This is a genomic window from Chitinophaga sp. 22620, from assembly GCF_052044405.1.
Classification (GTDB): domain Bacteria; phylum Bacteroidota; class Bacteroidia; order Chitinophagales; family Chitinophagaceae; genus Chitinophaga.
On record NZ_JBQEMV010000007.1, the window covers coordinates 61,097 to 87,692 of the forward strand.

General features: G+C 53.5%; 28 protein-coding genes. 17 read left to right on the forward strand and 11 right to left on the reverse strand.

From position 1 onward, the window contains the following. Nucleotides 1-2: 2 nt before the first annotated feature. The 8 genes from ACTJIK_RS25000 (at nt 3) to ACTJIK_RS25035 (ending at nt 9,269) form a co-directional block, all read left to right on the forward strand. Nucleotides 3-1,475 carry a RagB/SusD family nutrient uptake outer membrane protein gene (locus tag ACTJIK_RS25000; protein ID WP_440650297.1) on the forward strand — a complete coding sequence of 491 codons (1,473 nt, stop codon included), beginning with the start codon at nt 3-5 and terminating at the stop codon, nt 1,473-1,475. 19 nt (nt 1,476-1,494) lie between these two features. Further along, nucleotides 1,495-3,183, forward strand: a complete 1,689-nt coding sequence (locus ACTJIK_RS25005; RefSeq protein WP_440650298.1) for an arylsulfatase — start codon at nt 1,495-1,497, stop codon at nt 3,181-3,183. Nucleotides 3,184-3,192: 9 nt separating this feature from the next. After that, nucleotides 3,193-4,809, forward strand: coding sequence for an arylsulfatase (locus ACTJIK_RS25010; protein ID WP_440650300.1), 1,617 nt, complete (start codon nt 3,193-3,195; stop codon nt 4,807-4,809). A 132-nt stretch (nt 4,810-4,941) separates the two neighbouring features. Continuing rightward, the gene (locus ACTJIK_RS25015; RefSeq protein WP_440650301.1) at nt 4,942-5,466 is read left to right on the forward strand and encodes an O-acetyl-ADP-ribose deacetylase; all 525 of its coding nucleotides are present in this window, start codon (nt 4,942-4,944) and stop codon (nt 5,464-5,466) included. Between the two features lie 86 nt (nt 5,467-5,552). Further along, entirely contained in the window at nt 5,553-6,341 is a 789-nt protein-coding gene (locus ACTJIK_RS25020) for a hypothetical protein (RefSeq protein WP_440650302.1), read from the forward strand. 59 nt (nt 6,342-6,400) lie between these two features. Next, nucleotides 6,401-7,501 carry a M42 family metallopeptidase gene (locus ACTJIK_RS25025; protein WP_440650303.1) on the forward strand — a complete coding sequence of 367 codons (1,101 nt, stop codon included), beginning with the start codon at nt 6,401-6,403 and terminating at the stop codon, nt 7,499-7,501. A 96-nt stretch (nt 7,502-7,597) separates the two neighbouring features. Next, on the forward strand, nt 7,598-8,578 hold the full coding sequence (gene bioB, locus ACTJIK_RS25030; RefSeq protein ID WP_440650304.1) for a biotin synthase BioB: 981 nt from the start codon (nt 7,598-7,600) through the stop codon (nt 8,576-8,578). Between the two features lie 64 nt (nt 8,579-8,642). Next, nucleotides 8,643-9,269 carry a hypothetical protein gene (locus ACTJIK_RS25035; RefSeq protein ID WP_440650305.1) on the forward strand — a complete coding sequence of 209 codons (627 nt, stop codon included), beginning with the start codon at nt 8,643-8,645 and terminating at the stop codon, nt 9,267-9,269. Nucleotides 9,270-9,416: 147 nt separating this feature from the next. Here ACTJIK_RS25035 and ACTJIK_RS25040 read toward each other — a convergent pair whose 3' ends face one another. From ACTJIK_RS25040 to ytxJ, 6 genes are all read right to left on the reverse strand, one after another. Then, a complete protein-coding gene (locus ACTJIK_RS25040; protein WP_440650306.1) occupies nt 9,417-9,569 on the reverse strand; it encodes a hypothetical protein in 153 nt (50 codons plus the stop codon). Nucleotides 9,570-9,649: 80 nt separating this feature from the next. Then, nucleotides 9,650-9,847, reverse strand: a complete 198-nt coding sequence (locus ACTJIK_RS25045) for a hypothetical protein (protein ID WP_440650307.1) — start codon at nt 9,845-9,847, stop codon at nt 9,650-9,652. A gap of 11 nt (nt 9,848-9,858) precedes the next feature. Next, nucleotides 9,859-10,413 (reverse strand): DUF6934 family protein, encoded by a 555-nt coding sequence (locus ACTJIK_RS25050; protein WP_440650308.1) that lies wholly within the window; start codon nt 10,411-10,413, stop codon nt 9,859-9,861. Between the two features lie 152 nt (nt 10,414-10,565). Beyond that, entirely contained in the window at nt 10,566-10,985 is a 420-nt protein-coding gene (gene aroQ, locus ACTJIK_RS25055) for a type II 3-dehydroquinate dehydratase (protein ID WP_440650309.1), read from the reverse strand. 23 nt (nt 10,986-11,008) lie between these two features. Further along, nucleotides 11,009-11,572, reverse strand: a complete 564-nt coding sequence (locus tag ACTJIK_RS25060) for a UbiX family flavin prenyltransferase (RefSeq protein ID WP_440650310.1) — start codon at nt 11,570-11,572, stop codon at nt 11,009-11,011. 82 nt (nt 11,573-11,654) lie between these two features. Continuing rightward, nucleotides 11,655-11,978: a bacillithiol system redox-active protein YtxJ gene (gene ytxJ, locus ACTJIK_RS25065; protein ID WP_440650311.1), complete on the reverse strand. Its 324-nt coding sequence runs from the start codon at nt 11,976-11,978 to the stop codon at nt 11,655-11,657. Nucleotides 11,979-12,303: 325 nt separating this feature from the next. Between ytxJ and ACTJIK_RS25070 the strand changes: the two genes are divergently transcribed. From ACTJIK_RS25070 to ACTJIK_RS25105, 8 genes are all read left to right on the forward strand, one after another. Further along, nucleotides 12,304-13,674, forward strand: a complete 1,371-nt coding sequence (locus tag ACTJIK_RS25070; RefSeq protein WP_440650314.1) for a UDP-N-acetylmuramate--L-alanine ligase — start codon at nt 12,304-12,306, stop codon at nt 13,672-13,674. Nucleotides 13,675-13,680: 6 nt separating this feature from the next. Continuing rightward, nucleotides 13,681-14,457 (forward strand): exonuclease domain-containing protein, encoded by a 777-nt coding sequence (locus ACTJIK_RS25075; RefSeq protein WP_440650315.1) that lies wholly within the window; start codon nt 13,681-13,683, stop codon nt 14,455-14,457. Nucleotides 14,458-14,528: 71 nt separating this feature from the next. Continuing rightward, complete coding sequence (locus tag ACTJIK_RS25080; RefSeq protein ID WP_440650316.1) at nt 14,529-15,245, forward strand: polyprenol monophosphomannose synthase; 717 nt, start codon at nt 14,529-14,531, stop codon at nt 15,243-15,245. 9 nt (nt 15,246-15,254) lie between these two features. Continuing rightward, nucleotides 15,255-16,142 carry a DMT family transporter gene (locus ACTJIK_RS25085; RefSeq protein ID WP_440650317.1) on the forward strand — a complete coding sequence of 296 codons (888 nt, stop codon included), beginning with the start codon at nt 15,255-15,257 and terminating at the stop codon, nt 16,140-16,142. Nucleotides 16,143-16,227: 85 nt separating this feature from the next. Next, nucleotides 16,228-19,056 (forward strand): prolyl oligopeptidase family serine peptidase, encoded by a 2,829-nt coding sequence (locus ACTJIK_RS25090; RefSeq protein WP_440650318.1) that lies wholly within the window; start codon nt 16,228-16,230, stop codon nt 19,054-19,056. 195 nt (nt 19,057-19,251) lie between these two features. Continuing rightward, entirely contained in the window at nt 19,252-19,899 is a 648-nt protein-coding gene (locus ACTJIK_RS25095; RefSeq protein WP_440650319.1) for a DUF6597 domain-containing transcriptional factor, read from the forward strand. A gap of 90 nt (nt 19,900-19,989) precedes the next feature. Continuing rightward, nucleotides 19,990-20,457 (forward strand): GNAT family N-acetyltransferase, encoded by a 468-nt coding sequence (locus ACTJIK_RS25100; RefSeq protein WP_440650320.1) that lies wholly within the window; start codon nt 19,990-19,992, stop codon nt 20,455-20,457. A gap of 9 nt (nt 20,458-20,466) precedes the next feature. Then, the gene (locus tag ACTJIK_RS25105) at nt 20,467-21,081 is read left to right on the forward strand and encodes a DUF4230 domain-containing protein (RefSeq protein ID WP_440650321.1); all 615 of its coding nucleotides are present in this window, start codon (nt 20,467-20,469) and stop codon (nt 21,079-21,081) included. A 61-nt stretch (nt 21,082-21,142) separates the two neighbouring features. Here ACTJIK_RS25105 and ACTJIK_RS25110 read toward each other — a convergent pair whose 3' ends face one another. After that, nucleotides 21,143-21,862, reverse strand: coding sequence for a hypothetical protein (locus ACTJIK_RS25110; RefSeq protein WP_440650322.1), 720 nt, complete (start codon nt 21,860-21,862; stop codon nt 21,143-21,145). 250 nt (nt 21,863-22,112) lie between these two features. Here ACTJIK_RS25110 and ACTJIK_RS25115 point away from each other — a divergent pair, with 250 nt between their 5' ends. Next, nucleotides 22,113-22,436 (forward strand): RNA recognition motif domain-containing protein, encoded by a 324-nt coding sequence (locus tag ACTJIK_RS25115; RefSeq protein ID WP_346320046.1) that lies wholly within the window; start codon nt 22,113-22,115, stop codon nt 22,434-22,436. A gap of 383 nt (nt 22,437-22,819) precedes the next feature. Here the strand turns inward: ACTJIK_RS25115 and ACTJIK_RS25120 are convergent, their stop codons facing one another. The 4 genes from ACTJIK_RS25120 to ACTJIK_RS25135 all read right to left on the reverse strand — a co-directional run bounded on the left by ACTJIK_RS25120 (nt 22,820) and on the right by ACTJIK_RS25135 (nt 26,440). Then, a complete protein-coding gene (locus tag ACTJIK_RS25120; RefSeq protein ID WP_440650323.1) occupies nt 22,820-24,166 on the reverse strand; it encodes a dihydrolipoamide acetyltransferase family protein in 1,347 nt (448 codons plus the stop codon). A 40-nt stretch (nt 24,167-24,206) separates the two neighbouring features. Next, nucleotides 24,207-25,454, reverse strand: coding sequence for a CinA family nicotinamide mononucleotide deamidase-related protein (locus ACTJIK_RS25125; protein ID WP_440650324.1), 1,248 nt, complete (start codon nt 25,452-25,454; stop codon nt 24,207-24,209). A 53-nt stretch (nt 25,455-25,507) separates the two neighbouring features. Further along, nucleotides 25,508-25,930: an acyl-CoA thioesterase gene (locus tag ACTJIK_RS25130; protein ID WP_440650325.1), complete on the reverse strand. Its 423-nt coding sequence runs from the start codon at nt 25,928-25,930 to the stop codon at nt 25,508-25,510. 105 nt (nt 25,931-26,035) lie between these two features. Continuing rightward, nucleotides 26,036-26,440, reverse strand: coding sequence for a DoxX family protein (locus ACTJIK_RS25135; RefSeq protein WP_440650326.1), 405 nt, complete (start codon nt 26,438-26,440; stop codon nt 26,036-26,038). Between the last annotated feature and the right edge of the window lie 156 nt (nt 26,441-26,596).

Consider the following 26,596-nt stretch of genomic DNA (forward strand, 5'->3'; position numbering starts at 1 on the left):
GTATGAAACATACATCCGCCATATTGCTTTCCTTCACGCTCCTGTCGCTGGGCGCCTGCTCCAGCCTCGATGAAGAGCCGGCTTCCCAGCTGGTTACGGAGCAGTTCTACCAGAACGAGCAGCAGGCCACCGCGGCGGTAACCGCCAGCTACCGGAAATTATACGAAACCGGCCAATCGCTCTACAACAGCCTGTTCCAGATAGGCGTCGAAATGGCCACCGACGATTACGAGGCAGGCCCCAGGGCCAGGAACGCCCATGTACGCGCCATTTCCGGCCTCACGCACGACGCGTCCAACGACCGCATGGAGCAGCTCTGGAAACAAAGCTACGATGCCATCAACGCTTCCAACATCGCGATAGACCGCATCCCGCTTATCAGCCCGGATAAAATATCCGGCAACATCCGCACCCGGCTGATCAACGAATCTAAATTCCTCCGCGCCCTGCATTATTTTAACCTCGTACGCTGGTTTGGCGACGTGCCCCTCATCCTCCACGAAACCACTTCCTTTACACCGGAAGCGCTGTACGTGGCCAAGTCTCCCGCCGCGGAAGTGTACCAGCAGATCATCAACGACCTGAAAGACGCAGAAAACCTGCCCGCGCCCAATGAGTACGGCAACGCAGACATCGGCCGGGCCACCGCAGGCGCCGCGAAAAGCCTGCTGGCAAAGGTTTACCTCACCCGGCAGGACTGGGCCAATGCAGCCGCGAAAAGCAAAGAGGTGATAGACAAAAACTGGTACGCGCTTTTCGAAAATTTCGGGGATGTATTTGAAGTATCGAAGAAAAACGGGAAAGAGCACATCTTCTCCGCGCAGTTCCAGGGCAATGCAGGTTACCAGGGCAACAGTCTCGCCAGCCGCTCCGCCCCCAACGAAGTGCCCGGCATCAATGGAGACTACGCCGATGCGATCCACAAACAGGGAGGTCTATACGAAAGTTTCAGCGAAACCGATACCCGCAGGAACGTCACTTTCGTTACGCAAATGATCAGCCCGACAGACGGGAAGCTTTACACCTTCGAGCCGCATCTGCACAAATATTACGATCCAGCGGTAGTGGGCAATCCGGGACAGTCTTCCCGCAATCTGCCTATCATCCGTTATGCGGAAGTGCTGCTGATATATGCCGAAGCGCTGAACGAACAGCACCAGGGCCCAACCGCCGCGGCGTACGGCGCGGTGGATGAAGTAAGGCGCAGAGCCGGCATCCCGCTGCTGAAAGATATAGTACCTTCACTGAGCGTAAACGCCTTCCGCGACAGTGTTTTCCAGGAAAGAAGAAAAGAGCTGGTATTCGAATACCAGCGCTGGTTCGACCTGGTGCGCCGCGGGCCGGATTATTACGTCAAAACGCTGAAAGCTGCCGGGAAGACCCTGGCCGCCCCCAAACACATCCGCTTTCCCACACCGCAACGCGAACTGAACCTGAACCTCAAACTCAAACAGGACCCTTTGTGGGCGAATTAAACGAACAAACCCTTTCAACATGAGAATATGCATATTGCTGGCCTTACTCGGTATTTTCCACCAGGGTTTGGCCCAACAACAAAAGAAACCCAACATCATCCTCATTATGGTGGACGATATGGGATTCTCGGACATCGGCCCCTACGGCTCTGAGATACAAACGCCCAACCTGGACAGGCTCGCCCGCGAAGGCCTGCGCCTGCGTGAGTTCTACAACAATTCCATCTGCGCGCCCACCCGCGCTTCGCTGATGACCGGCCAATTCAGCCACAAGGCCGGTATTGGTTTCTTTAACGTGAACCTTGGCCTGCCCGCTTACCAGGGCTACCTGAACCGCGAATCGCTCACGCTTGCCGAAGTGCTGAAACAATCCGGTTACAGCACGCTGATGGCCGGCAAATGGCATGTGGGCGATGATAGCCTCAGCTGGCCCAACCAGCGCGGGTTCGACCGGTTCTTCGGGTTCATCGGCGGCGCCAGCAATTATTACGACATCAGTCCGTATAAAGAAAAAGCCCCGCCCGTGCAGCTCGTGGAAGACAACAAACAGGTTACCCTGCAACCCGGCCAGTACCTGACCGATGAGATCGCAGGCCACGCCGAAAAATTCCTTGATGAACAAAACAAAACAGGCAAGCCGTTTTTCCTCTACGTGGCCTACAACGCGCCACACTGGCCTTTGCAGGCGCAGCCGGAAGATATCGCGAAATACCGCGGCAAATATTCCATCGGCTGGGATTCCCTGCGCACGCAGCGCATCGCGGGGCTGAAGAAGCTGGGGCTTATCAATGCCAACACCACCATTTCCCGCGACGAGGAAGTACCGGCCTGGGCAAGCCTTACCTACGACGAACAAAAGCTCTGGGAAAAGAAAATGGAAGTGTATGCGGCGATGATAGACCGCATGGACCAGGGGATCGGCCGAATACTGGCCAAGCTGAAAGCGTTGAAAAAAGATGACAACACGCTGATCGTTTTCATTTCCGACAACGGCGCGCAGGGCGGGTTCATTCCTTTCGGCAGGAAACGCCAGCGCAGCTCGGGGCCCATCGGCACCGCGGGCTCTTACGATTACCAGGAACAAAGCTGGGCGCATGTTTCCAATTCACCCTTCCGTTCCTACAAAGCCAGCGCATACGAAGGCGGCATCAGCTCGCCGCTCATCGCATGGTTCCCCGGGAAGATCAAAGGCGGCGCCATCGCGCGCGGCACGGCTCACCTGATAGACCTCGCCCCTACTTTTTATGATCTGGCCGGAGCCAGCTACCCGCTTGTTTTTAATAAAGTGAACACCAATCCTTTGCCGGGTATCAGTCTTGCCCGGCTCTTTTTCACCAGCCAGGAACCTTCCCGCAAAACGCCCCTGTTCTGGGAACGTGCAGGCAACCGCGCGGTGCGCAACGGCAAATGGAAGCTTGTATCCTCCTATCCCCGCAACCAGTGGGAGCTGTACGACATCGATACAGACCGTGCTGAAACAAAAGACCTTGCCGCGCAATACCCGCAGGTGGTAAACGAGCTGTCCGCCGCATACGACAGCTGGGCAAAAAACAATGATGTGGTGGATTATGACAAGATCAAGCCGGCAGGGCCTTCCGGGTTTGCCGGGCCATTCAATAGTAACGCCGCCGGCAGTACTAACAACGCGAATACCAACAATGCTGCTGCAACACCTGGCAGGCAGCGAACCGCTCAACGCAATCCGTAAACAACCAACATGAAAAAAATATTCACTGTTTCCACCGCCGTGCTTGCCGCCATGCTGCTTTCCGGCAGCGCGCAGGCGCAGGCCAAAAGGCCCAACATCATCCTTATCGTGGTGGATGATATGGGTTATGCAGACCTGGGTGCTTATGGCTCCGAGATCCGCACGCCCAACCTGGACAGGCTGGCCACAGAAGGCCTCCGCCTGAGAGAATTCTACAACAACTCCATCTGCGCGCCCACCCGCGCATCGCTGCTTACCGGGCAATACCAGCATAAAGCAGGCATCGGTTATTTTGATGTGAACCTGGGCCTGCCCGCGTACCAGGGATTTCTTAACCGTGAGTCGCTCACGCTGGCCGAAGTTCTGAAGAACGCGGGATACAGCACGCTGCTCTCCGGTAAATGGCATGTGGGCAACGACAGTCTCAGCTGGCCCAACCAGCGCGGCTTTGAGCAATCTTACGGCATAATAGGCGGCGGCGCCAATTATTTTGACGCCAAACCCATGCCCCTCAGGGGAACTGAATACCCGGTGGTGCTGCTGAAGAACAACCAGCGCCAGCACCCTGCTGACAACAGCTATTATTTCACCGACGAAATAGCGGGCAATGCCGTCACCTTCCTCGAAGAACAGAACAAAACCAATAAACCCTTCTTCCTGTATCTCGCGTTCAATGCCCCGCACTGGCCGTTGCAGGCATTGCCGGAAGACATTGCCCGTTACAAAGGCCGTTACGATATCGGCTGGGATTCGTTGCGCAATGAACGCCTCGCCCGCCAGGCCAGGCTGGGATTGCTCGCGCCCGGCCAAAGCATTGCACCCCGCGATGAGACCGTGCCCGACTGGGATAATCTTACCTACGACGAAAAGCAGCTCTGGGCCGCCAAAATGGAAGTGTTCGCCGCCATGGTGGACCGTATGGACCAGGGCGTGGGCAAATTGCTGGCCAAGCTGAAAGAGCTGAAAAAAGATGAGAACACGCTCATCGTATTTATTTCCGACAACGGCGCGCCCGCTGAAGACGTTGCCCATGGCGGTAAGAAGGCAGGCCGCAACTCCGGCCCCGTGGGTACTGCGGGCTCTTTCGAAGCGCAGGGGAAGAACTGGTCTTTCGTGTCCAACGCCCCTTTCCGCTCCTTCAAGAATTCCATGTACGAAGGCGGCATCAGCTCGCCCCTCATTGCATGGTTCCCCGGGAAGATACAGAAAGGCGGCATCGCCAGGGGCACGGCGCACCTGATCGATCTCGCGCCTACTTTTTATGAAATAGCCGGCGCCAGGTACCCCGCAAAGTTCCATGGCGTGAACACGAACCAGCTGCCCGGCAAAAGCCTGGCCCCGCTCTTCTTTTCCAACACCGAGCTGAACCGCGAAGAGCCCATCTTCTGGGAACGCGCGGGCAACAGGGCCGTACGGAAAGGCAAATGGAAGCTCGTTTCAACCTACCCGCAATACCGCTGGGAACTGTACGACATCGAAAAGGACCGGGGGGAAACCACGGATATCGCGCAGCAGAACCGTCAGATCGTCAACGAGCTGTCCGCCTCGTACTTCGACTGGGCGAAGAAGACCGGCGTAGTGGAATATGACCTCATCAAACCCAAATCTATATTCGACCGCAAGTAAACGTGCGGATTTTCCTGAACAGGGCCGGCCCGGGTATGGGCCGGCCCTTCTGGTTCCTGCATGGCGGTTCTTTTACAGGTTGAATTTTTGTGTTAACTTCAATAACGCCTGTGACTCTAAACCGCTCCAATTATGCCAAACAGGATCCATCTCGTGAAGGGGGACATCACCAAACAAAATGCGGACGCTATCGTAAATGCCGCCAATTCGTCGCTGCTCGGCGGAGGCGGGGTAGACGGGGCGATCCACCGCGCGGGAGGGCCTGAGATACTGAACGAGTGCATCGAGATACGCAACAGGCAGGGCGGCTGCAAGACCGGCGAGGCCGTGATCACTACCGGTGGAAGGCTTAAAGCAAAATATGTGATCCATACCGTGGGGCCTGTATGGAATGGTGGGGACAACGGGGAGCCGCAACTGCTGGCCAATGCTTACCGTAATTCCCTGAAGCTGGCCGTGGAAAACGAAGTCCGGACCATTTCCTTTCCCAACATCAGCACCGGCGTGTATCGTTACCCGAAAGACCTGGCGGCGCGGATAGCCGTGGATACCGTAAAAACATTCCTTCACCAGCAGGCAGCACCGCTGTCCGTCACCTTCGTGTGTTTCGACGATGAGAACTATGCCCTCTATGAATCCCTGCTGAAGGAAAAATAATTTCTCCCTATTTTAGCCGAATGATCCGGGGCTTTTTCAATTTCCTGCTGTTTAGTTCGATTTATATCGCTGTATGTGCATTGGCCATGGCATGGCAATCCGAAGAAATATTACAGCTGAAGCTGGACAGGCTCAATTTCGGGGGATTCGTTTTTTTCTCTACCATCTGCAGCTACAATTTCCACTGGTACCTTACCCCCGGCTCTATCCGGAATTCCGAACGCATCCTCTGGGGCCAGCGCAGGCGGGCTTTGCAGCTGTTGGGCTGTGCCATAGGCCTGCTGGGGTCCCTGTGGTTCTTTATGAAACTGTACCAGCACTGGCTGCCTATAGGCGGGGCCGTAGTGCTTACTTTCCTGTATTCCGCGCCCAAGGTGCCGCATCCGGTTTTCAGGTGGCTGGCAAAGATCGCGGTCGGCAAAACTATTTTCCTGTCTTTCGTGTGGATGTATGTGACCACGCTGCTGCCCGCTTTTATGGCGGACATCATGCTGGCCGACGTCCGCGACCTGGTGCTGCTGGCTGTTTACCGCTTCTTCCTCATCTATGCCATCTGCATCCTTTTTGATTACCGAGACCGGGAAGAAGACCGCCAGCAGGGCATCCGCAGCCTTATCACCTTTCTGCCGGAACATCAGCTGGACCGGTTGTATTACATTTCATTGCTCATCGCCGCCGGCACCGCAATAGCGCTGGCGCCGGCAGTGCCGCTGTACGTGCTGTTCAGCCTGCTTGCACCGGTGGCGGTTACAGTCCTTGTGAAAGGTTACGCGCAAAAACATACATCCGACTACGTATATTACTTTTTCCTGGACGGGCTCATGATGTTATCCGCCCTTCTCCACTTTGCCTGGATGGCATTAGGGGGAATCTGACGGCCGAATGCAGGGAATCCGTATTTTTGCCGGATATAAATACATAACCTGAACAAAAGATGTCTAAGAAACAGAAATCAATACTGACAAAGGAATCGCTGAGCTTCCTGAAGACTTACCTCAACAATCCCGCTCCCACAGGGTTTGAGAAAGAGGGGCAGAAATTATGGCTGGAATACCTGAAACCTTATATCGACGATACCATCGTGGACCCTTATGGTTCCGCCGTGGGCATCATCAACCCTGAAGCCGCTTTTAAAGTGGTGATAGAGGCGCATGCCGACGAGATCTCCTGGTTTGTGAACTACGTTTCCCCCGAGGGGCTCATATACGTGATCCGCAACGGCGGCTCCGACCAGGCTATTGCGCCTTCCAAGAGAGTGAACATCCATACCGAGAAAGGTACTGTAAAGGCCGTGTTCGGCTGGCCCGCCATTCACACCCGCCTGCGCAGCGGCGACGGTAAAGAGCCCCAGCCGAAAGTAGACAACATTTTCCTGGACTGCGGCGCCCGCTCCCGTAAAGAAGTGGAAGACCTCGGCATTCACGTAGGCTGCGTGGTGACCTTCGAAGACGGTTTCGAGGAACTGAATTACGACTATTACATCTGCCGCGCGATAGACAACCGCATCGGCGGGTTCATGATCGCCGAAGTGGCGCGCCTGCTCACCGAAAACAAACAACGCCTGCCGTTCGGCCTGTATATCGTGAATGCCGTACAGGAAGAAGTGGGCCTGCGCGGCGCGGAAATGATTGCCAAGCGCATCAAGCCCAATGTGGCCATCATTACCGACGTTACCCACGATACCACCACCCCGATGATCAACAAGAACATCGAAGGGGAGATCAAATGCGGCAGCGGTCCCAGTATTACTTACGGCCCGGCCGTGCACAACATCCTCCGCGACCTGATCATTTCCACCGCGAAGAAGGAGAAGATCCCCCATCAGCTGCATGCCGTAAGCCGCAGCACCGGTACGGACACGGATGCTTTCGCCTATTCCAACGACGGTACGCCGTCCGCCCTGATCAGCCTTCCGCTGCGGTATATGCATACCACCGTGGAAATGGTGAAGAAAGACGATATCGAGCAGACCATCCAGCTCATTTATCATACTTTATTGAATATCACGCCAAAAACTAATTTTCACTACCTGTAGGCGTTAAGGCTTTATCAATTAAATAATAATATAATTCGTTATTCGTAATTGATAATTCACAATAGTTTTATAGGTTTGCCGCTAAATCCGAAGTTTATGATCCGTCACGACTGGACACTTGAAGAAATAAAGGATATTTATAACACGCCGTTACTGGAGCTGATGTATCGTGCAGCCACCCTGCACCGTGAATACCAGGATACCGCGGAGGTACAGGTTTGTACCCTGCTGTCCATCAAAACCGGCGGTTGTTCCGAAGACTGTGCTTACTGCCCCCAGGCAGCCCGCTATAATACCGGCATCGACGTACAGGCCCTGATGAAGAAGGACGAGGTGCTGGAATATGCCAAAAAAGCCAAAGAAGCCGGTTCCACCCGTTTCTGTATGGGCGCCGCATGGAGGGAAGTGCGCGATAACCGCGACTTCGACCGTGTGATCGACATGGTGAAGGGAGTGAACGAGATCGGCATGGAAGTATGCTGCACCCTGGGCATGCTCACCGAATCGCAGGCGCAAAAGCTGGCGGATGCGGGCCTTTACTCCTACAACCACAACCTGGACACTTCAGACGAATATTATAGCGAGATCATCACCACCCGCACTTACGACGACCGTCTCAAGACCATCGACAACGTGCGCAAAGCAGGCGTAACCGTTTGCTGCGGCGGTATCATCGGTCTTGGTGAAAGTCACGAGGACCGCATCAACATGCTCCTCACCCTTTCCACCATGCCCGAGCATCCGGATTCCGTGCCCATCAATGCGCTGACCCGCGTAAAGGGCACCCCGCTGGAGCATTTACCGAAAGTGGAGTTCTGGGATATGGTGCGGATGATCGCCACCACCCGGATCCTGATGCCGAAAGCCATGGTGCGCCTGAGCGCCGGCCGCGCGGAAATGAGCCTTTCCGAGCAGGCCATGTGCTTTATGGCAGGGGCTAATTCCATATTCACCGGCGAAAAGCTGCTGACCACCAAGAACCCTTCATTCGAAGAGGATCATATGATGTTTGAGCTGCTTGGCCTGAAACCACGCGAAGCTTTTAAAGACGAGCACGTGCATGTGCACGCTCATTAAATAATTATCCGGACGGGAGCTGCTGTGTTTCAGCAGCTCCCGTTCTTTTGCAACCCTGTCAACCATGCTGAACATCCTTAAAGTACAGATCGCCCGGAAACGCTTCCGCAAGAACCAGGCAAATGCCGAAAACACGTTTTCCGAATGGGTTAAACAAGGCAGGCCTGCGGACAATGTACCGCACATCGTAAAACAAAAGGCCATCCGCGCATACCGCGAGCGTTACCGGCTGGGCACCCTCGTGGAAACAGGCACCTACCTGGGCGATATGGTGGAAGTGCAGCTGCATGAATTCGACAAGGTCATTTCCATAGAGCTGAGCCAGGACCTGTATGACCGCGCCCGCCTGCGTTTCCGCAGGAACCCCAATGTGCAGCTGCACCAGGGTGATAGCGGCAAAGTATTGCACAAGGTGGTGCCTGCGCTGAAAGAGCCCGCCCTCTTCTGGCTGGACGGCCACTATTCGCACGGCATTACCGCGCGCGGAGAAAAAGACTGCCCCATCTTCGAAGAACTGGACGCCATCTTCAAAAACGACATCGGCCATGTGCTGCTGATAGACGATGCCCGCGGCTTCGTAGGCAAAAACGATTACCCGACCATGGAAGAGCTGAACGCTTATATCAAAGGCAAAAATCCCGCGTATAACCTTACTGTGGAGGATGATATTATCCGGGTGGTGAAAGGCTAGGGTGCGGCGGTATAAAAAGAAATTCCTGAGAAGGGGCTGGCCGGTTAAGGGTCAGCCCCTTTTTTATGATATGAATGGTTGGTTTTATTTCGGTGATGGTCATTAAATTGGGGCCGCCTCTTCAAAAACCCTATCAGGGCCTTCACCCTATACAGAATTCCTTAGGGTCTCAATGGCCTCTTCAATCCGCCGGCGAGGCAGGCTCTTATTGATTAAGCTGATTGAAATTTTCAATACTTTTTCCTTCTCCTCAGCAAATAAACCAGCAGGCAGTTCAATGATGATCTTTTCAGTTTTCACGACTTTCTAATTTTAAACATCTCAGGCAGATGTCTTGATTTCTTTTAAAAAAAGCCCGGTATGAAAGAAATGTTTTAACATCAGACCGATTTTCCCTTCCTCAATACCTCTTCAAGATCATCTGGAAAAGATGAGTTCTTCAAATATTCTTTTGCTATCGCAATTCTTCGCCGGGGAATACTTTTTCCTATCATATTCGCCACGTCTCTCAGTATTTCCTGGACTTCCTGGGTAGTTTTGCCGGCAGGAATTTCAATAATAATGTTCTCTGTTTTCATGTTTTGGTGTTTTAAGTTCTTTTATAAACTAGTATAGCATCGTATAACTTGCCCGGTGTATAATGTTCCCAGTCAATACTTGGCGGATCATGATAATTTACACCACCAAGAAGCACATAGTCTACCACCAGCAAATCATGATATTTATTCACAAAGCTGCGATAAATCGCCATCCTCCTTCCTTCTTTCCTGCATTTCATCATACATGCTTTTTCACATGTAAGAATACACCTGTCAAAATAATCTTCTAGTCCATCACTTCCTCTAACATGGATAGCCGCTTCGGGATGATGATCGAAGAAAACAGGTATCGTGCTCAGAACAGTATTAAAAACCCGGTATACGTCTCCGTTGTTGCTCACTACTGTATCCTCAATGTCAATATCTTCCTGATCGCTATCACCAAATCCAAGATTATAAACTGGCCTGCCAGTTAAACACATGCTTAAGGGCTCAAATTCAATTGCTTTAGGCAATCTTCTTCGACCCAAACTTTGAAAATGAAATCTTAGTTTGTTTTCAAACTTATCCACCCGCGTTACTTCATAATGACCACTTATACTCATCCCCAAATTTACCCAAACCCCGCATCCACACCGAATTTCAACGGTGAGAATATCTCATACTTAGCATCAAATATCTCAGGTTTCCGGAGGTTAAACAAAAAAAGAAAGGCAGCCTGTCAGACTGCCTTTCATACACTCAGAAAAAGAATGAATTATCGCTCCAGGAAAAAACGCACGCCCAGCGCATACCCCCTCATCCCCAGCCCGCAGATCACCCCCACCGCCTTCGCCGCCGTCAGCGAAGTATGCCGGAATTCCTCCCGCGCATAAATATTGCTGATATGCACTTCCACCACCGGCGCTTTAATGCCCGCCACCGCATCGCGGATAGCCACTGAAGTATGCGTGTAGGCCCCTGCGTTCATCAGGATGCCATCGTGATCAAAACCCACATGATGCAGGTGATTCACGATCTCCCCTTCCACATTGCTCTGGTAATAAGCAAACTCCACCTGCGGAAATTCCGCTTTCAATATGTCCAGGTATTGCTCGAATGTCTGGCTGCCGTAAACTTCCGGCTCTCGTTTGCCCAGGAGGTTCAGGTTAGGGCCGTTGATGATCGCTATTTTCATATTCGGGTTTGTAGTAATGATCTTTATTCGCCCCAGCGGAAAGTATCCTGCTGAAGGCCCGCCAGGTCAATCACCCGGTCCGTTACCGTGGCCGCCACCTCTTCTATGCTGCGGGGCAGGCTGTAAAAGGACGGCGTGGCCGGGCAAATGATCCCGCCGGCTTCCGTTACCGTCTGCATATTCCGGATATGCACCAGGTTGTAAGGCGTATCCCGCAGCACGCAGATCAGCCTGCGCCGCTCCTTCAGCACCACATCCGCCGCCCGGGTGATCAGGTCGTTGGAAATACCACCCGCTATCCGCCCCAGCGTACCCATAGAGCACGGGCAGATGATCATGGTATTGTAACGCCCGCTGCCGGATGCAAACGGCGCATGGAAATCGTTCTGCGAAAACACCGGGAAAGGCAGGTCGTTGAACCCCTCGTCTTCCAGTTCGGTTCTCCACACGGTCCTCGCATTCTCCGTCATAACAACCGCCACCTTCTCCACCTGGTCCTTCAGCGCTGCCAGCTTACCCAGCAGCTGGCGGGCGTAGATGGAACCGCTCGCCCCCGTAACCGCGACTACTATACGATGTTTGTCCATACCCGCAAAGCTACAAAAAACAAAGCCCTGTTGAGAAGTAAAATACTTTTCAACAGGGCTCCGAATCAGTTAAATGTCTTTATCAGCTCATCTCCGCAAGTTCCTCCATCCGTATCGCCATATGACTCTCGTCGTACACACAATTCCCGCCGCGTATCAGCAGCACCTGCGGCGACTCATGCTCTACCCCGAACATCTCCGCCACGCGGTTGCTGACGGAACGGTACCTGATCAGGTCGAGATAATAGAACGCAATCCCCTCCGGGGTATCACTGCGCTCCAGCCGGCTCTTGACCATGCTGCTGGTGGAACAACGGGTGCTGTGCTTGAATATAACTACCGGTTGTTCGAAAGAACGCGACTGTATCGCCGCCAATTGCTCCTCACTTTCCAATGCGATCCACATAATAATAATCCTAACAGTTTTTGTCTTTTACATGTTGTACCTTGGTGATCTTCATAGGGCACCCCAGCTTCTGGGAGGCGCAGGAAGAGAACATGGCAGCACACACCGCCATCAAACATACAATACCGACAATACGGCGTCCTGATTTCATAGTCTGCTTTTTTGTAAATAAACGAAATTTCATAGGCTTGGATTGTAGAACTTTGTGATTCGTGTTTTGTAACGTTATTTTGCAAATATATACTTTATATTAAAAAAAACAATCCTATGTGCTGTTAACGGCCCGTTATTACGCCCAAAGTTAGCACACAGGGACCTGATAAGCATGGCAAAAGTACATTTTATTGCGATAGGCGGCAGCGTAATGCACCAACTCGCCATCGCCCTGCGGAATAAAGGCTACCAGGTAACCGGCAGCGACGACGAGATATTCGAACCCTCCCGCACCAACCTGGCCCAGGCCGGCATCCTCCCCGACACGCTGGGCTGGGATGCAGACCGCATTACACCCGGCCTGGACGCCGTGATACTGGGCATGCACGCCCGGGCAGACAACCCGGAACTGCTCCGCGCCCGCGAACTGGACCTGAAGATATACTCCTTCCCGGAATATATTTACCAGGAAAGCCGCGACAAAACCCGCGTGGCCATCGGCGGAAGTCATGGCAAAACCACCATCACCTCCATGATCATGCACGTGCTGCAGCAATGCAACCTCCGGTTCGACTACCTCGTAGGCGCCCGGCTGGAAGGCTTCGCCCAGTCCGTAAACGTCACGGACGCCCCGCTGATTGTGTGCGAGGCCGACGAATATCCCGCCTCCGTGCTGGAAAAAAGGCCCAAATTCCATTTCCTGCACCCCCAGATCGCCGTTTTGAGCGGCATCGCATGGGACCATATCAACGTATTCCCCACTTTCGACAACTACCTCGAACAGTTCGCCATCTTCATCCGTACCATGGAACCGGGTGGCAGGCTGATCTATAACCAGACCGACGAAACGCTGCGCAAACTGGTGGAAAAGGAAGCGGGACACCTGGAATGTATTCCCTACGGCGTTCCCGAACATACCATCATCAACGGCCTCACCCGCGTCCGCTTCGGCAACGCCTCCACAGACCTGCTGGTGTTCGGCGAGCACAACCTGTTGAATATCCACGCCGCCCTGCTGGTATGCCGGGCACTGGGCGTAGGCGATATCGACTTCCTGGCGGCCATCGCCACCTTCAAAGGGGCGGCCAAAAGGATGGAACTGGTGGTAAAGAATGAAAACACCGCCATTTACCGCGATTTCGCGCACGCGCCCTCCAAGGTTAAAGCCACCATCCTGGCGCTGCGCAGGCAATACCCGCAACGGAAGCTGGTGGCCGTGCTGGAACTGCATACCTACAGCAGCCTGAACGCCGCGTTTATGACCGAATACAAAGGCGCACTGGATCCGGCGGACGTTGCGGCTGTTTTTTACAGCGGCCACGCCCTGGAGATCAAACGCATGCCCTACCTGGAGCCGGACGTTATCCGAAGCGGATTTGCACGCAAAGACCTCCTGGTGCTCACGGACCGCCAGGCCCTGGAACGCTTCCTGGACGGGCAGGACCTTGACAATACCAACCTCCTGCTCATGAGCTCCGGCGATTATGAAGGGCTCAACCTTACAGAACTGAAAAAATATTTAACGGTACAGAAACCACAATAAATTATAATGTCTGCTTTACAACTTACCCGCCCCCTTGCTGTGATTGACCTGGAAACAACAGGAACCAACGTCGCCACAGACCGGATCATAGAGATCGCTGTTATAAAAGTGATGCCGGACCGGTCCGTGCAGAACAAAGTAAAGCGGATCAACCCCGGCATGCCCATCCCCGCCGGAAGCACTGCCATACACGGCATTTCCGACGACGATGTGAAAGACGCGCCCCTCTTCAAACAGGTGGCCAACGAATTCAGGCAGTTCCTTGAACATTGCGATATAGCCGGTTACAATTCCAACCGGTTCGACATCCCCATGCTGGTAGAGGAATTCCTGCGCGCCGGCCTCACCTTTGAAGTGGACCACCGCCGTTTCATTGACGTGCAGAAAATATTCCACCTCATGGAAAAACGCACCCTCAGCGCCGCGTATAAATTCTACTGCGACAAAGATCTCACCAACGCCCACAGCGCCGAAGCGGACGCGCTGGCCACCTTCGAGATACTCGAAGCCCAGCTGGTACGCTACGAAGCGCAGCTCAAGGCCGATGTGGACGCGCTCGCCGCCTTCACGAAAGAAGACGAGTACGTGGACTTCGCCCGCCGGATCGTGATGCAGAACGGCGTGGAAATGTTTAACTTTGGAAAATACAAAGGACGGGCCGTGAGAGAAGTGCTGAAGGCTGAACCCCAATATTATGACTGGATGATGAAAGCGGATTTCCCCCTCAACACCAAACAAAAACTGACGGAAATCTACACCAGCATGGTGCTAAAAAAATCTTAATGTTTTACCAAAACGTGCTAATTTGCGCGCGACATTATCTATTTTTGCCATCCTATAAAAAACCATGCTAATTGGAAAAATTAGTCATCATACCTACGTACAATGAGAAAGACAACATCCGGCAGATCATCGGGGCGGTCATCTCATTGCAGCAGGATTTCCATATCCTGATCGTAGACGACGGCTCCCCGGATGGCACCGGCGCGATCGTAAAGTCTTTACAGGCTCAGCATCCCGGCCAGCTCTTCCTTGAAGAAAGAAGCGGCAAGCAGGGCCTGGGCACCGCATATATCCATGGTTTCAAATGGGCGCTGGCAAGAGGTTACAAATACATTTTCGAAATGGATGCGGACTTTTCCCACAATCCCAAAGACCTTGTGCGCCTCTACCAGGCATGCGCACACGAAGGAGCGGATGTGTCCGTAGGTTCCCGCTACGTGAGCGGCGGCAAAACTGAAAACTGGCCCTGGAACCGTGCCGTGCTCAGCTACGGCGCATCCATTTACGTGCGCTGCGTAACCTGGATACCGGTGAAAGACGCCACCGCCGGCTTTGTATGCTACAAACGCGAAGTGCTGGAAAAAATAGACCTCGACCGCATACAGTTCGTGGGCTATGCGTTCCAGATCGAAATGAAATTTACCGCGTGGAAGCTCGGCTTTAAGATCAAAGAAGTTCCCATCACTTTTATAGACCGTAAGGAAGGCTATTCCAAAATGAGCAAAGGCATTGTGAAGGAAGGCATTTTAGGGGTATTGAAGATACAATGGCAAAGCTTATTCGGATAATCTTCCATAGTGAAAAAAGCATTTCTACAACTACATCTCTCCGTATTTCTTGCAGGGTTCACCGGCATTCTCGGTAAACTCATCACTTTGAACGAAGGCATGCTCGTGTGGTACCGCCTGCTGTTCACCTCCATTACCATGTACGTGCTGTTCCGCATGCAGGGCAAGCTGAAAAAGCTGCCCCTGCCCGCTATCCTCAGCATCGGCGGAACGGGCTGCGTGGTAATGCTGCACTGGTTGTTCTTTTACGGCAGCGTTAAATACGCCAACGTGTCCATCGCCGTCGTATGCTTTTCCCTCACCAGCCTCTTCACCGCCATCTTCGACCCGCTCATCAACCGCCGCCGGTTCGACAAAACGGAGATGCTCCTCAGCATGCTCACCCTGGCCGGCATATTGCTGATATTCCATTTCGATACGCAATACCGCACCGGCATCATCCTCGGCATTATCTCCTCCATGTTCTGCGCCCTGTTCACCGTGTTCAACAAAAGGCTGGTCGTAAAATACGATACTGCCAGCATCACGTTTTACGAACTGGGCGTGGGTTTTCTCGGCCTGAGCCTGCTGATGCCCTTCTACCTGCGCGCCTTCCCGGTTGCGTCGTTCATCCCCTCCGCCATGGACCTTGTATACCTGCTTATACTCGCCTGGTTCTGCACCGTGCTGATGTACAACCTCTCCATGAACGCGCTCAAAAAGATATCCGCTTTCACCGTGAACCTGTGCTTTAACCTGGAACCCTTGTACAGCATCATCCTCGCGTTTATCCTCTTCCAGGAGAACAAGCTGCTGCAGGGCGGTTTTTATGCCGGCCTGTCGCTCATCCTGCTGTCTGTAGCCCTGCAGATGCTGCGCGTAGTGAGGCAGCACCGCCGCAGTGTGCCTTCCGCCTGAAACCGTTCATCACCTTAGCGCCGCCCGGTACGCCGGAAAATATTATTTTACGCGCTATCTGAACCAAATCTAAATTTTACCGGCTATGAGACGATCCCTCAGATGGTGCCTGTGCCTGACCATTTTAATCCAGACCACCGCCTTCTCCCAATCCAAAAAACCGCTGGACCATAGCGTGTACGACGGCTGGCAGAGCATTGGCGTAAAGACCATCAGCAACAACGGCCAGTGGGCCGCCTATACCGTTACGCCCCAGGAAGGGGACGGCACACTCGTGGTGCGCAACCTGCACAACGGCCAGGAAGTAAGTATCCCGCGCGGTTCCGCGCCGGTGATCACGGAAGATTCCCGTTACGTGATCTTCTACATCAAACCGTTTTTCCAGGACACCCGGCAGGCGCGCATCAAAAAGAAACTGCCCGCCGATCTGCCCAAGGATTCCCTCGGTATACTGGAACTGGGGCAAACCGCCGTCACAAAGATCGCCGCGGTCAAATCATTCAAAACACCGGAAAAAGGAAGCGGCCTGCTCGCTTACCTGAAAGATAAACCGAAAGACACCTCGGCCCGCATCGCGCTGGCAAAACCCGCGCCGCTGAAAGACGCCGCCGATGCGGATGACGACACGCCCGGCAAACCCGGCGCCGCCGATGCCGGCGACCTGGTGATCATGTACCTCGGCAAACAGCTCGCCGATACCGTAAAAAGCGTGACCTCTTACACCATCAGCAAACCCGGCAACCGCATCGTGCTTGTCACTAATCCTCCAAAAAAGGATTCCCTGGCCAAACCCGCCGTGCTGCTCTGGGACGTGACTGCACGCAAATCCAGCATACTCAGCAACGGCCACGGCACATTCGCACAGTTCGCCTTCGACGAAAAAGGCCGGCAGCTCGCCTACCTCGGCAGCCGCGACAGTGCCAAGGCCCTGCAGAAATTCTACGCCCTGTATTATTTCAAACCCGGGCAGGACAGTGCGCAGATCGCCGTTACCAGGTCCACCCAGGGCATTCCCGCCCAATGGAGCGTTTCCGAGGACGGCGTTCTTACTTTTTCCCGCAACGGCGAGCGCCTCTTTTTCGGCACCGCGCCGGTACCCAAGCCGAAAGACACGACCATCGTGGATTTCGAAGTAGCGAAAGTGGACATCTGGCATTACCAGGACGATTACCTGCAAACCATGCAGCTGAAGAACCTGGACCGTGAGCTGAAACGCAACTACGCCGCCGTATACTTTCCCGCGCAGCAGCGCGTGGTGCAGCTGGGCGATCTTAGCATGGAAAACTTCATCCCCGGCGACGAAGGCAATGCTCCTTACGGCCTCGGCTATACGGATACGAACAACCGCGTGGCCCTGCAATGGACGGGCAGCACGCTCAAAACCGCTTATGCCGTGAACATCGCCACCGGCGAGCGCAAGCCCGTTAAAACGAACGTTGACGGCAATTTTTCCATTTCCCCCGAAGGCCGCTTCATTCTTTGGTTCGACCAGCCGGAAGGCCAGTGGCATGTGTATGAAACCGCTACCGGTAGCAGCCGCGTGATCAGCGCCAACATCCCCGCGCGCATCACCGACGAAGAAATGGACATGCCCGATTATCCGCGCCCCTACGGTACAAACGGCTGGCAGGAGCATGACAGGTATGTGTATATCAACGACCGGTACGACATCTGGCAGGTGGATCCGCAGGGTAAAGAAGCGCCCGTGAACCTCACCAGGGGCGAAGGCCGCAGAACGCGCACTTCCTTCCGAATCCTGAAGCTGGACAGGGAAGAGCGCTTCATGCTTCCAAAACAACAGCTGCTGCTGGCCGCGCAGAACGATTCCAGCAAATACGGCAGCCTATGGAGCCTCAAACTGCAGGACAAAAAAGGATTGCAGCAGCTTGTATCCGGCCCCTGGTCGTACTCCGCGGTAGACAAAGCGAAGAATGCCGGCATGTACCTCTTCCAGCGCAGCAATTTCCAGGAATCGCCCGACGTATTTGCCGGCGCCGATATTGCCAGAGCAACGCGCATCAGCGCCCTGAACCCGCAGCAGCGGCAATATAACTGGGGCACGGCGGAGCTGTTCAAATGGAATACCTACAACGGCAAAACCACCGAAGGCATTCTCTACAAGCCCGAAGACTTCGACCCGAATAAAAAATATCCCGTACTGATCTATTTCTATGAGAAGCTGACAGACGGATTGTATACCTACCAGCCGCCCGCGCCAACGCCTTCCAGGCTGAACATCACGTTCTTCGTAAGCCGCGGCTACGTAGTGCTGGCGCCGGACATCCGGTATGAGACCGGCCACCCCGGCAAAAGCGCCTATGACTACATCGTGAGCGGCGCCGAAGCGCTGGCGAAAAATCCCTGGATAGACAAGGCTAATATGGGCATACAGGGCCAGAGCTGGGGCGGTTACCAGGTTTGTTATCTTATAACCGCCACGCCGTTATTTAAAGCAGCATGGGCCGGCGCGCCGGTGGCCAATATGACGAGCGCTTACGGCGGCATCCGCTGGGAAAGCGGTATGAACCGGCAGTTCCAGTACGAGCATTCCCAGAGCCGCATTGGCGCCACGTTGTGGGAAAAGCCGGAGCTGTACATCGAAAATTCCCCGCTGTTCCATATTCCCAAAGTAACCACGCCGCTGGCCATCATGCACAACGATGCTGACGGGGCGGTACCCTGGTACCAGGGCATCGAGATGTTCACCGCCATGCGCCGCCTGGGCAAACCCGTGTGGCTGCTTAACTATAACGGCGAGGCGCACAACCTGATACAAAGGCAGAACCGGAAAGACATCCAGGTGCGCGAGCAGCAGTTCTTCGACCATTTCCTGAAAGGCGCGCCTGCTCCAAAATGGCTGAGCAAGGGTGTTCCGGCTACGGAGAAAGGCAAGGATTGGGGATTTGACCACTGATATTCAGGTACTTAATATTCGAAGTCCCGGCCATGGCCGGGACTTTTGTTATTCTGTCGTTAACTGGAAGATTTTCAACAACTTCCATGTATCGTAGAAATTTTTCTAATTAAAATGATCTTGCATATAGTAATTTAACTATATTTACATCAGTTTTGAGAGCGGAAGGTTCACCAATAAACCGCAATAAATCCTATGAATACCTATATCCTTAGTCCTAAAGATACTTTGCATCCTTTTGTGCAACAGTATATTGTTCTGCAGAACATCCATTCCACTGCGGACATTGCAAAAAAGAAACTCTTTACTGCAGGCAGGCAATACCTGGTTTTCATTCAACAAGGCGGGCTGGCATTCAAGCCAATGGATCATGCGGCATTTGAGCTGCCTGAAGCATCCGTGACCGGGCCTTTTACCTGTGCCGTAGACGCCCGTGTGACCGGGCCTTTGAATGCTGTGATCGTGCAGCTGAACGCCTATGCCAGCCACCGGCTGATGGGCATCAGCATGGAATCAGTGACCAATTACTTCCGTGACCTCACCAGGCTGAACCCGCGCTGGAAGAGCACTGCGGAGGAACTCCAACAAACAACCGACATCCATACAATTCGTCATATCCTGGATCTGGCCCTGGAAAGCCTGTTACCGCATCAGCAACCTGCCCTTCGCCAGGTGGATGAAATGGTGGATTACCTAACTGAACAAAAAGGGCAGGTGGCTATGCTGGAGCTTGCCCTGCGTTTCAAAACCAGCCGTCATACACTGGAGCGCCAGTTTATGGAAGTGACCGGGCTTACGCCGCAACTGTATACCCGCCTCCTCCGCAGGCAGCGATACGCATAGCGTTTTACAACAAGCGTACGGAATATTGAAAGCGCCGGGGTCTCTGCATCCGGCGTTTTTGTTATTTTTATGGCCTTAAAAGAAACGACCATGCAAAGACCAATTGAAGCACGGAAAGAAGAATTCCTCATTTCCACAGACAAGGCGTTGTTACAAACAGATGTGATCCACCGGTATCTTTCACAGGAATCTTATTGGGCGGAAGGCATTCCCCGTTCCATCGTGGAAAGGAGCATTGAAGGCGCCCTCTGCTTCGGCATATATACGAACGGGCAGCAGATCGGTTTTGCAAGGGTGATCACAGACTTTGCTACTTTCGGTTACCTGGCGGATGTATTTGTACTGGATGCCTGGCGCAAACGGGGGTTGAGCAAATGGCTCATGGAAGTGGTACTCTCCCACCCCGGCCTGCAGGACCTGCGGCGCATGATGCTCATCACGCAGGATGCACAGGGATTGTACAAACAGTTCGGCTTCTCCGTCTGGGAATTCCCCGAGCGGAGCATGAGCAAAAGGATCGGTAAAACGTATGCTGAAATGAACGCAGCACACTCATAAAATATTCGCATGAAAAAGATCATTCAATGGACGGTCATTATTTTGTTTATCATCGGCATATTCATGCTGGGCCGCTGTTCCGGCTCAAAGAACGTGAACCAGCAGGTGCTTTCCAACAGCCTGATCGTAAAGGAGATCGCGGAGCTGGCCAGCCTTGAAGTGCAGGGCAATGCTTCCATCAAACGCAGCAACGTGGCTAACAGCGGGGAATGGACCGATAACCTGAAAAAGGTCTTTGCCGAAAATACCGTGTGGGTAACCGTGCCTTACACGGCCAAATACGGCGTGGATGTGAATGATCAGAACTTCTCCGTGTCGCAGCAGGACAAAGTGATCACCGTTAGCCTGCCAGCCCCGTCGCTGCTGAGTTACGAGCTGCGCCTCAGCCAGATGGAAACTGCCAACAGGAAAGGCTGGCTGATGGCTGCAGACGATGAAACTTATACTGACGTGCAGAAAAAACTCTATGAAACCTCCCGCGCGCAGCTGCAGAACAATGGCCAGTACATCGAGCAGAGCAAGGAAAAAATAAGGAAGATCATTGCCACTTATTATTCGCCGCTGCAGTACGAAGTGCGGGTGAAATTCGGCAACGAAGCGCCGAAGCGCCTGCAGTTAAAGTGAGCTCCCGCGGGAGTCTGAAGATATTTTCACCCGGCTGCGGCGATGCGACGGGTGTTTTGTTTTATGAGCCGCTTACCGTGATATACTTCACCAGGCAGCGTTTCGCCACCGGCAGCAAAGTTTCTTCAACGGGAAATACCAGGTCCGTTTCCACCGTGAATACAGCAGGGTTGGGCAGGTCTTTGCGGTGGCGGATCAGGTCGCGCTTTATACCGGGATAAGTTTGCGTAAGGCTGCGTGTGTAAGTGCTGATAAAATCCGTGTGGATGCCGCGGTATTTTTCATCGTGCCTTTCGAAAATGGTCAGGCGGTAACGGTACACGCGCGTATCGCTGAAACGCCCGTCGGACAGCAGCATGTAGCCCTCCTGGCTGTCCAGCGGAACAAGCCCTACCGGCGTGATGTTCAGCTTGTCTTCCACGAACTCGTATATCTCCGTTCCTTCCTTGATGGTGCCGTTCATTTTCTGCAAGGCGTACTGGAGAATGGATTCCAGCTCTTCCATCAGTTCATCGTCTGCGATCATTTGTTCATACAGCACCTGGAGGCGTTCCATGTTCACTGCTGTAAGGCGCTTGGGAAAATGCTGCTGGAGGAATTGTTTGTTGTCCCTGAAAGCAGCCAGGTTGTTGTAGTGGAAGATCACATCGCCCAGCTGCGGATACAGTTTGTTCTCGTTAAAATAACGGTTGATTTCCTGGAGGTACGCGAGAAGGGTGTATTTTTTCAGTTCGAAATCTATGAACCCTTCGGCGAACCACGTGTCACTCAATGCTTTCATAGCTGGCGGGCCATTTAATCCGGCCTTCATTGAATTTACGAAATTTTTTAATACATAACACCCCGATCCCCGATTTTCACATTTTTTTACCCTGCATATAATTTTTGAAAACCGGCCATGGCATTGCATTTAACCGATTTTTAACATATATGACAAATAGGGCATACCCTTGAAAAATACGGGGAGTTCTTTTTTTATTCAGTTAATTCCTTAACTTCAATATTATTTTTCATTTTTTAATTTTTTTATCATGAACATCTACGTAGCCAACCTGCATTACAGGTTGAACGATGAGGACCTTCACCAAATCTTCAGCGAATTCGGGCAAGTTACCTCCGCAAAAATCATTAAAGATCACGAAACCGGTCGTTCACGTGGTTTTGGATTCGTTGAAATGCCTAACCAAGAAGAGGGTACAAAGGCGATGGAGAGTCTGAACGGTAGTGAAGTGGAAGGCAAACAGCTGATGGTCAACGAAGCACGTCCGAAAGCACCGAATCCCGGTGGCGGCAACAGAGGTGGCAGGCCCGGTGGCGGTGGATATGGTGGCGGTGGCCGCGATCGTCGTTATTAATTGGCTTACATCTAATCGACACTATAAAGGCTTCCTCCCGGAAGCCTTTTTTTATGCCTTAAAGGCGAAATGCCGCGTGTAATTTCCCAGGCCAGTTTCCCTTCATCTTCCCGCCTTCAGCGTCTTTATTGCCTTAAAACCGGCCTTGCTGGTGATGGATGTTCTATTTCTTTTACCCTCCTGCTTACACCCGTCACTCCCCGTACTCACACCCGTGGCAAATCCGACTCAAAGCCATATCAAACCCGTGGATAAAGGTACTGTGGCGCGGGCCGTGCGTGAGCCGGCTTGTGCCCGGCCAGCCAACGATCCGCGTATCCCTGCCAACAACGAAGGCCGCCCGATACGGACGGCCTTCGTTTCAATATCATTTCCAGGAAGGACTAATACCCCCTCGCCGGGTCAAAATTTTCCAGTTCAGTGGCTACCGCGCTCAGGAAAGTAGAGCCCAGGGAACCGTCCACTATACGGTGGTCGTACGACATGGACAGGTACATCATATGCCGGATGGCAATGGAATCGCCCTGCTCGGTTTCCACCACTACCGGTCGCTTTTTGATGGCCCCAACCGCCAGGATGGCTACCTGCGGCTGGTTGATGATCGGCGTGCCGGTGAGGCTGCCGAAGGTCCCCACATTGGTGATGGTGAAAGTGCCGTTCTGCGTGTCTTCCGGCTTCAGGCGGTTCTGGCGGGCGGCGTTGGCCAGGCTGTTCACCTGCCGGGTAAGGCCTACCAGGTTCAGCATGTCCGCATTCCGGATCACGGGAACGATCAGGTTGCCGCTGGGCAGTGCTGTGGCCATGCCTATGTTGATGTCTTTTTTGAGGATGATCTTGTCCCCGTCCAGCGAGCAGTTCACCAGCGGGAAACGTTTGATGCATTTTACGATGGCTTCCACGAAAAGCGGCATAAAGGTGATCTTTTCGCCTTCGCGTTTTTCAAAATCCTTCTTCACACTGTCGCGCCAGCGCACCATATTCGTCACGTCGGCTTCGGCGAAGCTGGTCACATGCGGGCTGGTGGCCTTGCTGCGCACCATATGCTCTGCGATCAGCTTGCGCATGCGGTCCATTTCGATAATCTCCACATTATTGCCATAGCTGTTGGAAGCGGCCACTGTGGTCATTTCACGGGAAGAGCCGGCTCTTGCGTCCTCACGTGCGGGCGCGGATTTCGGCTCGTCGCGGATCACTTCGGGCTCCTGCACCTGCTGGCCGCGGTGTGCGATGTAGTCCAGGATATCCCTTTTAGATACGCGGCCATCTGCGCCGCTGCCGGGAATTTTTTCGAGCTCTGCAAAACTGATGCCTTCCTGCTGCGCAATAGTGAGCACCAGCGGGGAATAAAAACGCGGTTCGCCGGAAGGCTGAACGGCAGGCGTTTCCGCTCTGGCAGGCGCCGGGGCCGGCACAGACTGGAACTGTGTTTCCGCGGGCTTCGAAGGCGCTGCGGGCGCAGCGGCGGGAGACGCAGCCACGGAGGCGCCGGCTTCAGTTTGCACTCTTGCAATTACAGTACCTACAGGCACCACGTCGTTTTCATTAAAAAGGATCTCGGTGATCTCTCCTTCCGCAATGGAAGGCACTTCGCTGTCCACCTTGTCCGTAGCGATCTCCAGCACCGTTTCGTCCACCTTCACCTTATCGCCCGGCTTCTTGTGCCAGCGCAGGATGGTGGCTTCCATAATGCTTTCTCCCATTTTGGGCATCACCAGTTCGACTATTGCCATATAAGTGCTTTTTTTAAGTAGATGACAAAAATAAGGTAAATTAAAGTTCCAGCCATTTCCGCAGTTCGTTCATCGCTGCCACCACCGTCATGTCTGTGTTCCGCTCGCGGTCGTAACGGAACCGGTGCAGCGTGGCGCGGATGTTATCCTTCCCGCCCACCGCTATCCACACCGTGCCTACAGGCTTCTCCGCGCTTCCGCCGTCGGGCCCCATGATGCCGGATACGGCCATCACGCAATCCACATTGAGCGCCTTTAATGCGCCTTCAGCCATTTCCCGGACGGTCTGCTCGCTTACCGCGCCATAATTCTCCAGCGTAGCGGCCTGCACGCCCAAAAGGTTCATCTTCGTTTCGTTCGCATAGCTCACCACACTGCCTTTAAAGTAGCGGGAACTGCCCGCCACGGCTGTGATCTGGCTGGCGATCTTCCCGCCGGTGCAGCTTTCGGCGGTGCCTGCGGTGAAACCTTTTTCCAGCAATATTTTCCCGAGCACCACACCCATAGGCTGGTCTTCTTCCGCTACAAGAATATCTGCCAGCTGCGTCTTGAGCCGGTCGAAAGCATTTTTTATTTCATCGGCGGCGGTGTTTTTTTCGGGAGAAACGGAAGTGAGACGGAGCTTCAGCAGCCCGTAATTCGGCAGGTAAGCCAGCTTGATATGCGCGGGCAGCGCGGCTTCGAAGTCCTTAATCCGCTCCGCCACAAAGGATTCTCCCATGCCGGCGGTAATAAGGGTATGATGCAGCAGCGTGGGCGTGGTAAAACGTTCCTGCAGCCGGGGGATCACTTCATTTTCCATCAGCCCTTTCATTTCGTGCGGTACGCCGGGCATGGACACATAGATCTTCCCGTCCTTTTCGAACCACATGCCGGGCGCGGTGCCGCGCATGTTGGGCAATACAGTGCTGGTATCGGGCACCAGGGCCTGCGCCACGTTCCGCTCCAGCACGGGCAGGCCGCGGCTTTCGAAGAGGGCCATGAGCCGGGTGAGCGTAGGTTCGTCCTGCACCAGCTTGCCGCCGAAATAATCGCACAGCACGGGTTTGGTGATATCGTCCGCCGTAGGGCCGAGGCCGCCGGTAATGAGTATGATGTGCGAAAGGCGGCCTTCTTCGTCCAGCGCGCGGATAATGGCCCCGCGGTCGTCGCCCACGGCCACGCGGCGCTGCACCCATATGCCCGCATCGTTCAGGCGCTGGCCCATCCAGGCCGAATTGGTATCCACCGTCTGGCCGATCAGCAATTCATCGCCGATGGTGATAATGCTCGCTAGTATCTTTTCCATGATCTGTCTGTTGGAAATCTGTTTGCGTCGTTGCCGTGCGAGAACGCTGCTGCTCAGGCTTTCCCCTCTTCGAAATGCGGGGCCAGTTTTTCCCGCAGGGCTTCGGGCATATTCATACGTGTTTTTGTTTTGGCATCTATAAAGGCAAGCGTAACGGTGCCCACATTGAGCAGCTCGCCTTTCTGGTTGTATAATTCAGAGTGGAACTGGATCTTATGGTTGGCTGGCAGTTCCTTTAGTATAGTCTTCACCGTTATAACATCGTCGTAATACGCAGGCCGCAGGTACTTCACCTGCAGTTCCGCCACCGGCATGATCACCCCCTGCTCTTCCAGCTCGCGGTAGGTGAAGCCCAGCTGGCGGATGGCGTCTGTTCTGCCCACTTCATAGTACAACGCATAATTCCCGTAGTAGAGATAGCCCATCTGGTCCGTTTCGCCGTACCGCACGCGTATGTCAATCGTCGTTGTGTACATGGTCTTCTTTAAAATGGATTGTAAATGTAGGGGATTTGACAGGTATAAAAAAAGAGTTCCGTACGGATAATGCACGGAACTCAGGCCGGGTGTATGTTTAATGACTTATTTCCCGATAGCGGCATCCAGCGAATATTTGCCGGGGCCGGTGAGCAGGAGGGAAACCCACATGCCCAGGAACATGATGGCCGTTTCTTTTTCCATCACCGGGTCCTTTGCATGGATCATGAAAATTATCACGCAGAAGCAGATGATCAGCGGAATGGTGGCCAGCCTGGTGAGCAGGCCCATCAGCAGCAGGGCACCGCAGAAAAATTCGGCGAAGATCACGAGGATGAGCGAAGGCGTTTTACCGATGCCGAAAGGGTCGGCAAAGTTCTGCGCTTTTGCGGCGAAGTTCATCAGCTTGGGCCATCCGTGCATCATGATAAGCGCGCCGAAGATCACACGCTGGAGCAACAGGGCGAAATTCAAAGCCCCGCTGTTGATCTTGGAAGAGAGAAGTTTCATAGATGATAATTGGTTTGATTCTTGTTAAGTACCCCGCGAGGGATTTGCTGCTCAGATTTTTATATTCTTAATGCATATCAGCATAAAACTCAAATTTAGTAATGCGGTTCTCCAAAACCAAAGGAGCATCACGATAGTTATCCACATCCATAAGTT

Coding starts and splice junctions, on each gene's coding strand:
- ACTJIK_RS25125 (WP_440650324.1), bottom strand. CDS start 25,454: ATGGAAAAGATACTAGCGAGCATTATCACCATCGGCGATGAATTGCTG.
- ACTJIK_RS25020 (WP_440650302.1), top strand. CDS start 5,553: ATGGCATGGCAATCCGAAGAAATATTACAGCTGAAGCTGGACAGGCTC.
- ACTJIK_RS25025 (WP_440650303.1), top strand. CDS start 6,401: ATGTCTAAGAAACAGAAATCAATACTGACAAAGGAATCGCTGAGCTTC.
- ACTJIK_RS25070 (WP_440650314.1), top strand. CDS start 12,304: ATGGCAAAAGTACATTTTATTGCGATAGGCGGCAGCGTAATGCACCAA.
- ACTJIK_RS25130 (WP_440650325.1), bottom strand. CDS start 25,930: ATGTACACAACGACGATTGACATACGCGTGCGGTACGGCGAAACGGAC.
- ACTJIK_RS25035 (WP_440650305.1), top strand. CDS start 8,643: ATGCTGAACATCCTTAAAGTACAGATCGCCCGGAAACGCTTCCGCAAG.
- aroQ (WP_440650309.1), bottom strand. CDS start 10,985: ATGAAAATAGCGATCATCAACGGCCCTAACCTGAACCTCCTGGGCAAA.
- ACTJIK_RS25075 (WP_440650315.1), top strand. CDS start 13,681: ATGTCTGCTTTACAACTTACCCGCCCCCTTGCTGTGATTGACCTGGAA.
- ACTJIK_RS25105 (WP_440650321.1), top strand. CDS start 20,467: ATGAAAAAGATCATTCAATGGACGGTCATTATTTTGTTTATCATCGGC.
- ACTJIK_RS25100 (WP_440650320.1), top strand. CDS start 19,990: ATGCAAAGACCAATTGAAGCACGGAAAGAAGAATTCCTCATTTCCACA.
- ACTJIK_RS25005 (WP_440650298.1), top strand. CDS start 1,495: ATGAGAATATGCATATTGCTGGCCTTACTCGGTATTTTCCACCAGGGT.
- bioB (WP_440650304.1), top strand. CDS start 7,598: ATGATCCGTCACGACTGGACACTTGAAGAAATAAAGGATATTTATAAC.
- ACTJIK_RS25120 (WP_440650323.1), bottom strand. CDS start 24,166: ATGGCAATAGTCGAACTGGTGATGCCCAAAATGGGAGAAAGCATTATG.
- ACTJIK_RS25000 (WP_440650297.1), top strand. CDS start 3: ATGAAACATACATCCGCCATATTGCTTTCCTTCACGCTCCTGTCGCTG.
- ACTJIK_RS25010 (WP_440650300.1), top strand. CDS start 3,193: ATGAAAAAAATATTCACTGTTTCCACCGCCGTGCTTGCCGCCATGCTG.
- ACTJIK_RS25060 (WP_440650310.1), bottom strand. CDS start 11,572: ATGGACAAACATCGTATAGTAGTCGCGGTTACGGGGGCGAGCGGTTCC.
- ACTJIK_RS25090 (WP_440650318.1), top strand. CDS start 16,228: ATGAGACGATCCCTCAGATGGTGCCTGTGCCTGACCATTTTAATCCAG.
- ACTJIK_RS25115 (WP_346320046.1), top strand. CDS start 22,113: ATGAACATCTACGTAGCCAACCTGCATTACAGGTTGAACGATGAGGAC.
- ACTJIK_RS25015 (WP_440650301.1), top strand. CDS start 4,942: ATGCCAAACAGGATCCATCTCGTGAAGGGGGACATCACCAAACAAAAT.
- ytxJ (WP_440650311.1), bottom strand. CDS start 11,978: ATGTGGATCGCATTGGAAAGTGAGGAGCAATTGGCGGCGATACAGTCG.
- ACTJIK_RS25095 (WP_440650319.1), top strand. CDS start 19,252: ATGAATACCTATATCCTTAGTCCTAAAGATACTTTGCATCCTTTTGTG.
- ACTJIK_RS25045 (WP_440650307.1), bottom strand. CDS start 9,847: ATGAAAACAGAGAACATTATTATTGAAATTCCTGCCGGCAAAACTACC.
- ACTJIK_RS25110 (WP_440650322.1), bottom strand. CDS start 21,862: ATGAAAGCATTGAGTGACACGTGGTTCGCCGAAGGGTTCATAGATTTC.
- ACTJIK_RS25050 (WP_440650308.1), bottom strand. CDS start 10,413: ATGAGTATAAGTGGTCATTATGAAGTAACGCGGGTGGATAAGTTTGAA.
- ACTJIK_RS25135 (WP_440650326.1), bottom strand. CDS start 26,440: ATGAAACTTCTCTCTTCCAAGATCAACAGCGGGGCTTTGAATTTCGCC.